Origin of the sequence: Crateriforma conspicua, assembly GCF_007752935.1 — a bacterium.
GTDB classification, from domain to species: Bacteria; Planctomycetota; Planctomycetia; order Pirellulales; family Pirellulaceae; genus Crateriforma; species Crateriforma conspicua.
Window position 1 is genome coordinate 2,693,899 of sequence record NZ_CP036319.1, and the last position, 11,902, is coordinate 2,705,800.

At 61.3% G+C, this 11,902-nt stretch carries 8 protein-coding genes; 3 read left to right on the forward strand and 5 right to left on the reverse strand.

Translation table 11 applies throughout. From position 1 onward, the window contains the following. Positions 1-31: 31 nt before the first annotated feature. The 3 genes from Mal65_RS10280 to Mal65_RS10290 form a co-directional block, all read right to left on the reverse strand. Positions 32-2,788, reverse strand: coding sequence for a secretin N-terminal domain-containing protein (locus tag Mal65_RS10280; protein WP_145296851.1), 2,757 nt, complete (start codon positions 2,786-2,788; stop codon positions 32-34). 371 nt (positions 2,789-3,159) lie between these two features. Next, positions 3,160-3,921 carry a toxin-antitoxin system HicB family antitoxin gene (locus tag Mal65_RS10285; RefSeq protein ID WP_165701187.1) on the reverse strand — a complete coding sequence of 254 codons (762 nt, stop codon included), beginning with the start codon at positions 3,919-3,921 and terminating at the stop codon, positions 3,160-3,162. A gap of 354 nt (positions 3,922-4,275) precedes the next feature. Next, entirely contained in the window at positions 4,276-5,775 is a 1,500-nt protein-coding gene (locus tag Mal65_RS10290; RefSeq protein ID WP_145296857.1) for a DUF6666 family protein, read from the reverse strand. 351 nt (positions 5,776-6,126) lie between these two features. Between Mal65_RS10290 and Mal65_RS10295 the strand changes: the two genes are divergently transcribed. Together Mal65_RS10295 and Mal65_RS10300 are read left to right on the forward strand one after the other, a co-directional pair. Continuing rightward, positions 6,127-7,053 carry an NHL repeat-containing protein gene (locus tag Mal65_RS10295; protein WP_145296859.1) on the forward strand — a complete coding sequence of 309 codons (927 nt, stop codon included), beginning with the start codon at positions 6,127-6,129 and terminating at the stop codon, positions 7,051-7,053. Between the two features lie 85 nt (positions 7,054-7,138). Next, on the forward strand, positions 7,139-8,083 hold the full coding sequence (locus tag Mal65_RS10300) for a nucleoside hydrolase (RefSeq protein ID WP_145296862.1): 945 nt from the start codon (positions 7,139-7,141) through the stop codon (positions 8,081-8,083). Positions 8,084-8,193: 110 nt separating this feature from the next. Here Mal65_RS10300 and Mal65_RS10305 read toward each other — a convergent pair whose 3' ends face one another. Further along, positions 8,194-8,928: an SDR family oxidoreductase gene (locus tag Mal65_RS10305; protein ID WP_145304824.1), complete on the reverse strand. Its 735-nt coding sequence runs from the start codon at positions 8,926-8,928 to the stop codon at positions 8,194-8,196. A 72-nt stretch (positions 8,929-9,000) separates the two neighbouring features. Next, complete coding sequence (locus Mal65_RS10310; protein ID WP_145296864.1) at positions 9,001-10,530, reverse strand: sulfatase; 1,530 nt, start codon at positions 10,528-10,530, stop codon at positions 9,001-9,003. 276 nt (positions 10,531-10,806) lie between these two features. Between Mal65_RS10310 and Mal65_RS10315 the strand changes: the two genes are divergently transcribed. Beyond that, on the forward strand, positions 10,807-11,763 hold the full coding sequence (locus Mal65_RS10315; protein WP_145296867.1) for an SMP-30/gluconolactonase/LRE family protein: 957 nt from the start codon (positions 10,807-10,809) through the stop codon (positions 11,761-11,763). Positions 11,764-11,902: the final 139 nt, after the last annotated feature.

An 11,902-nucleotide genomic window follows, 5' to 3' on the forward strand; every position in this document is an offset into this window, starting at 1 on the left:
GTCCGAAACGGAGAGGGTGTTCGCATCGTCATTAGCGGCCCCCTCGGTTGTATCCGGGAGAGTAGCTGCCACGGTAGCGGGACGATGAAGAAGAGGAGGATGATGAGCTGCGGCGATAGCTGCTGTTGCCGGACGTGCCGCCGGTCACGGTGCCGCCGAAGAACCCGGGTTGCAGGATCGCTTGCAGCGCCGCGTTGCTGGGCGTCATCACCTCGACCGTCTGCTCGCTGCTGGCGTCCAGTCGATCCACCAGGGCTTGGACTTGTTCGAACAACTGATCGGGGGCCGTGATGATCAGCGACTGGCTGGGCTCGTGGACGGCGACCGTCATTTTGGGTTCGGCGATTTCTGGGGCCGACGCACCGGGTTTCTTGCCGGAGGGCCTTTTCGAATCGCCACGATCGTCGTTGTCGCGTTGCCGCGGGTCTTGTTCGCGTCGCGGATCGCCTCCGCCACCGGCGGCGGCCACCGATGCTTTGGAATCGGCGATGCGATCGGCAAAGGCTTCGCGAATGGCCGCGGCGACTTCGTTGACATCGGCGTGAACGACTTCGATGACCCGCGTGACGCCGTAGGTCTTGTTGTCGGTCAGGCTGTTGTCCTTGTCGATGATTTTCAGATAGGACTCGATCAGCGTCAGGTCGCCCGCGGTGCCTTGTGCGATCAAGCGATTCAGTCGTGGGTCGGCGACCACGGTGATGCTGCCGGCCATCATCGTCATCGTGCCTTCGCGTGACGTCACGATGCTGCCCAGATAAGTCCCGCCGCCGGACACATAACCGTTGACCAGCGTGCCGGCTTGGCCTTCGCGTGCCGCTTCGCCACCGTCAAGCAATTCGGCCAGCATCCGCAGGGCGTCGTTAGCCTTGGCGTACGACAGATAGAAAATGATCGGCGGCGAAGGAGCCAATTCGGCGGGGCCGGCGATGTTTTGCAGATGTCGTTTGAATTCCGCCAACGCGTCGCTGTCGTCGGACTGGATCAACAGCCCGCGAGAGATCAGTTGGCATCGGATCATCGCCGCTTGGCTGCGCTGGTTGTCAGTCAACAGGCGTGGACCGCCTTCATCGGCACCGTCGGTCAAACTGATCAGCGTGCGTTCTTCTTCGGTCAGGTTCGCGTCGACGCCGGATTTCTGGTCGGCGGCGTCCGGTTTGACTTTGTCGCCGATGGCCTTTTCCGTTGGTGACGTTTTCACGCCGCGACCGGACGGGAACAGGACGACGGGGTTGTCTTCACGCCAGAACTTGGCCGCGGTTTCCAAGGATTCCAGAGCCGCGCGACCGCTAAGCGGCAGAATCGTCACGTCGTCGCCGGTGTCGGGGCTGCCCGAATCCAAGCCGGCGACGATTTGTTTGATCTGTTCGATTTGGCGGGGCGTGCCGCGAACGAACAGTCGCATGTGTCCGGGATCGGCGTCGATTTTGGGGGGTGTCTCGGCGTCACGATCGTCGTCGTCAAAGTCATCCAAGGCCAGCATTTCTTCGATCAGGCTGATCGCAAAGATCGGGTCGACCGATTGCAGCGGCACCACTTCGAATCCGGCTTCGCTGCCCTGCAGTTCCCCAACGGTCGCGGCGATTTGGTCGTGCAGCCGCGGTGAGGCCAACGCGATGATGCTGTCGGATTTCTCGTCGACCGACATCCGCAATGTTTCGCCGGCCAGCATCGTTTGCAGCACGTCGTAAACCATTTCGGCATCGCCGGCGACCGGATGGCTGCGCAGTTCAACGTCGCTGTCGGATCCGCCGAAGGTGGCTGCGGGCTGGTCCAGCGATTCGACCAAGTTTTCGATCACCTTCACCTTGTCTTCCACGCCGGTGGCAAAGATGAATTTCCCGGTCGGATCGGACGACAGGCTGACATCGATGCCGATCGTTTCGCCGGTCGCCAAGCCCAGGTGCGGCCGAGCGACAACCAGAATGTCTTCGGCGTCCACGTTCTGTAGCGCGAACGTCTTCATCACTGTGCCGTTGTCCAGCGAATCTGGCGTGAACGAATCAATGATCGATTTCGCGCTGGTGACCTTGGCAACCGTGTCGGTGACCATCAGTTGTTTGGTCTTGGCGAACACGGCCGGATCGATCATCAGATTCAATGGGCCCAGTTCCTGCAGGGCTTCGTCGGGTTCCAGGTCGCCCAGGGCCAGGAAGCAGCGGACGACTTCGTAGGACGGTCGGTCGGCCAATTCGTCGGCGGGAACACGGGGGGCCAAGGCTTCCAGTTGCTGAACGCTGCGGGGGTTGGCCAGATTGATCGCCGACAGCAGCCGGCCGCTCTGGACCAGCGTGAACCCCTGCGGCAGCAGAAACAGGTTGATGCGATCGATCGCCTGGCGGTGCGTGAACGTGTTGGGATCGGTGTAAGTGAAGCTGCCAGCGGGAAGCTCGTCGAACTGGAGTGCCAGGTCGGCTTCGTCAGCGATCCACCGAATGACGTCTCGCCACGGCACGCGATCGAAATTGAATCGGACGATCGGATTGCCATCGGCGTCGGTCGACGGCAAGCTGCGCTGGCGGTTTTCGGCCGGCGTGACCGTAACGTTGGAGCCGCCAACGTCAAATCGATCCAGCCATGATTTTTCAGACTCCGCCGCACTCTCTTGATCAACGTCCGATTCCTGGACGTCTTCCTGCGGGGCGTCTGATTCTTGGGCAACCGCGAATGGGGCGGCCAGAGTCAGCGGCAACAGCAGGCCGGCGATGGCGAGAAAGACTCGTGTCGCTGCGGACAGAAACGGCGCATGGCATCGCGGCGGACGCGTTTGCGTCTGGATGGCGTGGTGCATCGGAGGCAGGCGATTTTTGAGGTGGGATCTGATCAGGCGGGGCCGTCGACATCGGGCGGTCGACGTTTCATCAGTATACCCGCTGTGTCCAGATGTCGGACCGGCGAAAATCGCGTTTCGTTCCGATGAATCCCGGCATGCGGCAACTTTGCGGGGGCGAATCGCACCGGTTGCACCTACGCCGCGCGGGGGCCCGCGGCCGGGCGATTCACGTCGGCTCAAATTCAATTGAACGGTTCAGCGAAACCGTGATCCGGAATCGGCCACGGCGTCGATCCGATGGGCGGGCTGCCGGGCCACCGAGCCGCGTCCGGGTTAGTCGCGCGGCGATTGGCGTTCACGATTTCGTGGTTGATGCCGCCGCGCCGGGCCTATTGGCCGTCGCCGCCACGCTGGGACCAGTCCCCAGAGGCGGGGGGACGCAAGTTGATCGAAGATAAACTTTCCGGCGTCTCCGGCGCAGCGTCTTTGGCCGTGGAGTGGCGGGTCAATTGCGGCTCTTTGGACCGCCGCCGAGTGTCGGCTTGCTGGCGATTCTGGGTTCGAGCTTGGGGGCCGGGGCGTCGGCCACGACGGCGGCCGCGCTGCAGCGGAACGTGCCGGGCATCGAGCCGTTGAAGCAGCTTGGTGATGCACAGCTTGTTGATGCTCAGGTTCTGTTCGTCGGCTTCCATCCGCAGAGCTTCGTGAAGTGATTTTGGGATGCGGATCGTGATCATCCGCTCCGGTTCACTGGCCCCTCCCTTGCCCACTTCCTGGCTCCGCAACGCCGCAATCATTTCTTGGATTTCGATGTACGGATCGGTCGTTTCGAAGTACCGCATTTGATCCGGGTGGGGGAACAGTTTTCGGCAGATGCCCTCGGTCCCCAGCAGCTCGCGAAACAGGACCACCCAGTCCCCCGTTTGGCTGAACGCATCGGCGGCCAAACGTAGGGCTTCGCCGGGGCGTTCTTCCATCGGCAAATCGGTGTCGATCGGCCCCAGACTCAGGCGTACCGATTCAGGCTGTGGCTTGTCCGGATCCGGATCGCTGGCGTATCGCAACGGCCGGCCTTCGGCGTCCACGGCGTTCTTGCCGTTGAGGTTGCGGCGGGCGGGGGCGGAGTTGTGCGAAGGCGATGATGAGGGCATAGCGAACGAAATTTCCGGTCGGATTCCTTGACATGCACGTCCCCGGGCGGGCCCCGGCGGTGCTTGCTGGTATCCTGGGAGGGCGTGCGATTGATTTGCCGCCATCCTCCGACCCATTCAAATGCTATCGCCGAACATTTGCTGTCATAACGACTTAGCGATGCCGCCACCAAGTTGCACGCTAGCTATGCAGCCACCCAGAGGTGTGGTGAACGGCGTTTGCTGAAGAATTGAGCAGCCTGCTTTGTCTCGTTGCCCAGGTGTCCGCTTTGTCGGGCAAGCGGAAATTTTACGAAAAGTTTTCTCGCCACGGTCGCGTCCGGCGGCGATTGGTGGCGTCGCCGGGCCGGACGACTAGTACCACTTTTCCACCAGGAAGCTGCCGTTGTCGGCGACGTCGAACAGCGGGCGACAATAGCGTCCGCAACCGTTCGGTCCGCCCGGCCGATAGACCAGTGCGATCGACAAATTCCAGTGTTCGTTGCGGTGCTGGTTGCTCGCGCCTTCACCCACCACATAGGTGGTGCTGGTCGCCAGCATCAGCTTTTCACGCAGCGGCAGATTCAGGTGCGATCCCATCAGGAAATTGCCTTCGTCCGTGCCGCCCAAAAAGCCCATCGCGTCACCGCCACCGGACAGGATCCGGCGATAGAACAGACGGTACTGGTCGATCGCTTCGAACTGCACGTAGTCGGTGACGAATTGACCGTCATCGTCCAAGACGGTGGTGTCAGAAATGTTGCTGTTCAAAGCCGCCGTGTAACGGACGCCGAAGTCGTGACAGCGACCGGTCCGCCAGCTGACTTCGCCGCGAATTTGCAGCAGGTCGCCTTGGAAGTACCAGTCGTCATTCAGGTAATCCAGCACAGCCCCGTATTGCAGGCCGTAGTCCACCCGGCGAAACAGGCCGCCGGTCAGGAAGATTTGGTTGCGGCTGGAGTCGGAAAACTCGCTGCCACGCAGGTTCGATTGGGTGGCACGCAGCCCCAGTTGGGCGGCCAAATCGACGCCCAGCCAACGGCGAAGCGATCGGCCTTCGTTGACCCCTTGGTGGAATCCGAAACTGCCCGATCCGTCCAGGACTCGGCTGCCCGCCGGTCCCGCGTCGACGTAGTTCAGCGGGCCGCTGTAGGCCATCGAACCGGCGAAGAATTGAAAGCGTGACCAGTTGATTCTTAGGATCGGCAGGAAGACCGGGACCGCAGCCGGCCCCCCCACGGAATCGCAGCCGCCGCCGTCGCAGCCGCCACAGTCACAACCGACCGTGCCGGTGCAGCCGAGCGAACCGTATCCGTATTCCATTCCACATCCGGGTTCGATTCCACAAGCCGGTTCCATGCCACACACCGGTTCACAGCCACAAGCCGCTTCGATCCCGCAAACTGGTTCCATCCCACAAGCGGGCTCGACGATCACCGCTTCCATCCCGCATCCCGGTTCGACGCCGCAGTGGCCGCAATCGCAAACCGGTCCGCACCGACCGTGGTCTTCCAGAAAACCAACTTGTTGAACGTTGCCGCCGTTTCGGTTGACCAGATTTCCGCGAAGCGACTCGGCCGGCACCTCAGCCAGAACCTGGCCTTCGGCCGCCATCCGGATCATGGAATCGCGGCTGCTGGTCGGACGTTTGGGGGCCACCGAAGTCTGGGGCAATCCGGCCGGTTTGGCGTTGAACTGAATGCGACCCGGCGGCTGGGCTTGGTAGCCCGAACGCAGGTGATTGTTGGGCGTCTGGGTGGACACTTGGGCGGAGCCCGCCGGGCAACGCAGAATGCCCACCGCGATCAGGCACGTGACGATCGCGGTCATCCGCCAGCGGCGGGAATCCTGTAATGATCGGCCAAGCGTTATCATGACGTTGCTTTGTGGCTTTTTGGCTGTCGGGGAGGGGGATGTGTTTGTCATCAAGCACCGGCAGGCGGAATCCGGCGGCGATCGGGCCCGGCGAAACGGAAAATACGTTTCGCGTTCGGGGGGATCGCCGCAATGTTCGGGACCGCCGGCCTACCAAGACGACTGCCTGGTTCCCCTCATCGGCTCCGCAGAATCGATTTAATGAGAAAAGTTGGTCTAATCGTTACTCTTTTCCATCGCTGCCCTTCTTTCGCGGAGGTTTGCGAAAGATGCGAAGGCCCGGCGTTTTGGTGGTGCCGCGGGGTCTCGCTTTGCCAGAAAGCTTGGGCGGTCCGGGAAGGTTGGCTGGTGGTGGGTGTCTGCCTGCTGGGGTTGCTGTGGGCCGAAGCCGACACCGCTCAGGCAACCGGTGAAAAGGAATCCGGCGGCCAGGAATCTGGCGGCCAGGTCGCTGGCACCGCGGCAATGAAGTATCCGATCGCCGTGGCCGTCGAATCGGGCGACGCCGCGACCGATGACACGCTGTACATCGTCGACCTGGAGTTGCCGGGGATCTGGAAGTCTGAATCCGGCGACCGCACCCTGTTTGCTGAAGGTTCGCCGCGTTTCCGCCAGCCGCTGAATCGGCCTCGTTGCATCGTGTTGCACCCGAGCGGCGGAATCCTTGTGGGTGATTCGGCGACCCGCGAGGTCTATCACATTCCCGCCGCCGGTGCGGAACCGAAGCCTTTGTCCGGCGGCAAAATCGGCATTCCGATGTCTTTGGCGGTCGATTCGGGCGGCCAATGGCTGTTCGTCGCTGATGCCGAAACGCAGGCGATCTGGCGGATGCCGGTCGACGGCGGTGCCCCCGAATGGTTCGCCCGCGTCAATGCACGGGGCCTGGCGTTTCGCGACGAATCTACGTTGGCCGCTGTTTGTCCGGCCAAGCGGTCGGTTCAGTTGATCGACGTCAGCGTTCCGACGGTCGATCGCCCCGACCGCATCGTCGAAAACCCGGCGGTGACGACGGTGCTGGACCAGCGGACGTTCCAATTCCCCGCCGGCTTGGCCGTTGCCGACGACCGGTTGTTGGTGACCGACGTTTACGCGGGTGGCGTTTTTTCTGTCGACGGCGACGGTGCGGTCACCGCATGGGCCGAAGGACAGGACCTGGCCGGACCGGTCGGGATCGCCGCCGGTGAAAACGCCGTTTGGGTGGCCGACCCGCAACGGGGGCGGTTGGTGGCGTTTTCACGAGACGCTTCCTCGCCGAAAGTCGTCGCGACCCGGCAGTAGACGGCACCACCAATCAGCAAGAACGCGGGCGACAAGCGGTTGCTTGCTGACTCGTCAGAATCCTGCCCTCGGGTTAAACTTCGGCATGGCAAGAAAGATTCTTATCGATTGTGATCCGGGCATCGACGACGCCGTCGCGCTTTGCATGGCTTTGTTTGATCCGCGGTTGGACATCATGGCGATCACGGCGACGGCGGGAACCGTCGATTCGGATCAAGCGACCAACAACGTCACGGCGTTGATCGAAACCTTGGATCCGCCCCGGTATCCACGTGTCGGCAAAGCACTGGCACCGTCCAGCGAAGCACCGGTCGATGGTAACCCGGCGTTGCATGCTGCCGACGGATTGGGCGGATTGAACCTGCGTGGTTCCAACCGTCAGCACCTGCCCGACGGCGACCGAGTCATGGCGGACGTATTTCGACGTCATAAAAACGAAGTCACGTTGTTGTGCTTGGGCCCGCTGACAAATTTGGCCCGATTGGCCCGTCGCGACCCGGCGGTGTTGCCCTTGATCGACAAGGTCATCATCAGCGGTGGTGCGGTCCAAACATCGGGTAATGCATCGGTGGCCGCGGAGTTCAACATGTTCTTTGACCCGGCCGCGGCCAAGGACATCTTTGCTTCGGCAACGACCAAAAGCATGGTGCCGCTGGATGTGACCGAGGAATTCAGCTTCGGCGTCGAATTGCTGGAACGTTTGCCGAGCCGCGACACACGTGTCGGCCAGCTGTTGCATCAGATTTTGCAGTTCGCCTTTCGCGCCGCCCACCATCATCTGGGCCGCGAAATGATTCCTCTGTACGCGCCCACCGCGTTGTTGTCGGTGCTGGAACCTGAACTGTTCCAGTGGGAACCGATGGCGGTCGACGTGGAAACCAAGGGTGAACTGACCCGCGGGATGACCGTCGCCGACTTGCGGATGCGTCCACAGTGGACGTCCAACATGGAAGTGGCGACGGAGATCAACGAAGCCGACGCTGAACAATCGCTGGTCCGTGGACTGCGGTTCGCCGGCCAGCAAACCTAACGGCCAATCGTTAATCCATCGCAGATTATCGCCGCCTTTTGTGCCGCCAAAGCAGCGCTATCAAGCACAACGGTCGCCGAGCGAAAGACGGCCATGTAATCCGTGGTCGCTCAGACCCACTCTTGTCGTGTCGGCTTGATCACGATTTCCGGCACGTTGGCGCGTGGCGGCAAGGCACAGATCGATAGCACGACCGAAGCGATGTCCTCGGGCTGCAAGATCGACGCCTTGTGTTCGTCGCTGACTTTGACCGGACGGTTTTCCAAGATCGGCGTGTTCACTTCGCCTGGATAAACGTTGGTGATCCGCACGCCTTCCTCGCGGACTTCGTTGGACACCGCGGTGCCCAGCGCGGTCATCGCGAACTTGCTGGCACAATACACCACGCCGCCCAGGCTGATCGCACGTTTGCCCGCCACGCTGCTGATGTTCACGATCAAGCCGTCGCGTCGCTTTCGCATCGCGGGCAACACACGGTGCATGCATCGATACGCACCGGTCGCGTTGATCTGCAGCACACGTTCCCAGTCCTCCGGCGCCATTTCCGCCATGGTCCGGTTTTGGATGTTGATCCCCGCGCTGTTGACCAGGATGTCGACGTCGCCAACGTTTTGCGTGACGTCGTCAAAGAACGCTTCGATGCTGGCCGCGTCGGCCACGTTAATCGCATGGCATCGCACCGGATGCGGGCCGGTCATCGACTGTGCCGCGGACTGCAGTTTTTCCAGCCGTCGCCCGCCGATGGTGACGCGGCAACCGGCGGCCGCCAACGCGGTCGCGATGCCTTCGCCGATACCGGTGCCACCGCCGGTGACGGCGACGATTTTGTCTTTCAGTGCATCCATGGTGTTCACAACGTGGGGATCATTGGTGAGATTAGGCCGTGGGGCCGGCCCGGACCGGCAAGCACCCGGCCGTCACAGGGGGACGCCCGTTTTGGATTGTGCACACAGTTTCTGCAAGGTGGGCAAGAACGACTGGTATTGTGGCTGGGCGGCCACGTTGCGTGTGGCTTCGGGATCGGTTTGGAAATCGATCAATTCGATGTCTTCCAACTGGTCTCCTTTGACGCGACGCCATTCGGTGTAACGGAAACGTTCGGTCCGAATGCTGGTGCCCAGCACCGATCCGACGCCCGGCTTGTTTCGACGGTACTGGCTGAACGCGGCCGCTTTTCCGTCGCGATTGGGATCGATCAGGACCGGCGTCAATGATTCGCCCTGACAGTGTTCGGGAACCGCCATGCCGGTCAGTTGGCAAAGCGTCGGGTAGATGTCCACAAATTCCGCTAACGCGTTGGTTTGGTGATCGGCGGAAATCTGGGGTGCCGAAAAGATCATCGGAACACGCGTGGCGACTTCGTAATTGGTGTGCTTGCACCAATCGCCATAGTCACCGACGTACCAGCCGTGGTCACCCCACAGCACGATGACGGTGTTGTCACGCTGGCCGGTTTTCTCCAGTGCATCGATTAGTTTGCCGACCTGGGCATCGGTGTAGCTGACCGCGGCGTAATAGCCGTGAATCAATCGCTTGGTCGTTTCATCATCCAACGTGTCGACGTTTCGCGGGATGTCGGGATAGTTTTTCAGTTCGCCCCAAGTGCTGCGCCCATACGGAACGCTGTCGACGATATCGACCCGCGGCGGAATTTGAATCTGGTCGCGGTCGTACAAGTCCCAGTACTTGCCGGGGGCGTTGAAGGGCAGGTGCGGCTTGACGAAACCCACGGCCAAGAAAAACGGCTTGTCATGGTCGGCAAACCTTTCGATCAGCTTCACGGCACGCTGGGCGTTGTGCCCATCGGTGTAAGCGTCGTCGGGAACATCGCCGCCGTTTTCGGTTGCCGGGCCGTGCTTCAGGTTTTTGATTGTCGGGTGTTGAACCCGCTTGTTCATCGGCGTGGACACATAGCCTTTGCCCTTCGTCGGATCGGCCGGTGCCCAGCGGTCCGCTTTCAAAGTCCAAGACGACGCGTCGTCGTTGCGGCTGTGATAGACCTTGCCCAAAAAACAGGTTTCGTAACCGTTGTTCTTGAAGTGTTGTGGCAACGTCAGCACGTCCGGCATCTTGGACCGCAGCGGCGTTTTGAAGTCCCAACAGTCGGTGGTTTCCGGTCGACACCCGCTCAGCAAGCTGGCACGCGATGCCCCACACACGGCGACTTGGCAATACGCGTGATTGAACTGGATGCCCGATCTGGCCAGCCGGTCAATGTTGGGACTGTGGATATGCGTCGCGCCGTAACAAGCCAGCTCGGGTCGCAGGTCGTCGACGGCAATCATCAAGACGTTCAACCGCTGGGGCGAATCCGCCGGCTTCTCATCGGCCGCCGCATGTTGGGGCCAATGGATGGCGACGCAGATCAACAACAACGCCAACAGGCGGGGTGTCCGGTGGGTTGCTTTGGCGAACCAGGACAAGGTGGGATGTCGGTCGCTGGACATGGCGCGAACTCGTGATCGGGGTGGGGGGCAGAACGGAAGGGGGAAGGTTGGGTGGGCGGGGAAATTCGGTCGTGACACGCGGTTGCCGGGGGCGGTGCGCGACGCCGCATAAGATACACTCGCCATCACCACTTTGCCCGGCGGGCTTTCGTCGCACCACGCGGTCTGCCAGACTTGTGCCCAGACGGATCACGCATCGACGCGGGGAGCGCCGGGGGCAGGCCAGTGTCGTGCGGTCCGTCACTGGGCACGACTATTCAAGCACGGGCACGAGACATGGATTCCTGGACCGCTTCACCGTTGGACATCGGGCAAGACGACGCGCGGCGATTTTTGCCCGAAGGACCCTACGCGCTGGCGTCCGGTCAATTGTCTTGGGTGGCGATCCAGCACGGCGATGATGCGACAATCGGGTCATTGAATTTGTGCGATCTGGTTCGTCGCGAAAACCAGTCCTTTGATTTGCCCGGCCGTCCCGGTTTCGCGTTTCCACGTGCCGATCGATCCGATTTTGTGGTCGGTTGCGAACGCAGCCTGGGCTTCTTTGATCCGGCCACCGGGCAATGGGACGTTATGGTTGACGGGATCGATTCGGACGTCGACAACACGATCATCAATGACGGCTTGGTGGTCGACGACAACCTGATCTTTGGCACCAAGGATTTGGAATTCGCCAATCGCAAAGCCGGTTTGTACTTGTACCGTGGTCGTGACGGCCAATTGGTCCGTCTGCGTGACGACCAAGTCTGCAGCAACGGCAAAGCGGTGTATGCCGGTCAAGACGGATCGTTGCGTTTGATCGATATCGATTCGCCCACGCGTCAAATCGTCGGCTATCCGATCGATATCGACACCGCGATCTTGGGCGACCCAGAAGTCTTGGTGGATTTGAATGATGACCCCGCGGTACCCGATGGTGCGGTGCTGACGCCCGGCGCAAGCGGCATCATTGTTTCGATGTACTTGCCCAAGGCGGCGGAGTACGGCGAGACACGCTGGTACGACTTGGAATCCGGTGCGCTGCGTGGAGTCTGGCGAACGCCGCAAGCGCCTCAAAATACTTGCCCTGCCCTGGTGCCCATGGAAGGCGACGTGATGCTGGTCATCACAACCGCGGTGGAAAACATGAGTCCGGAAGACTTCGCCGCCTGTCCCAATTCCGGCCTGTTGTTCGTCGCACCGACTCCCTTCAAAGCCTCCGATTACCGACTGCCGCCACGCTTCCAAGGCTAGGCACTGTTTATCAATTCAACACGAAGGCCAATGAAGACGGTAACCCGACGCGTCAGCGAGGGATTCTTGATGAATGAATAACTTCGGCCCCTCGCTGACGCTTCGGGTTACCAATTGATAAACAGTGCCTAGCCCCCAA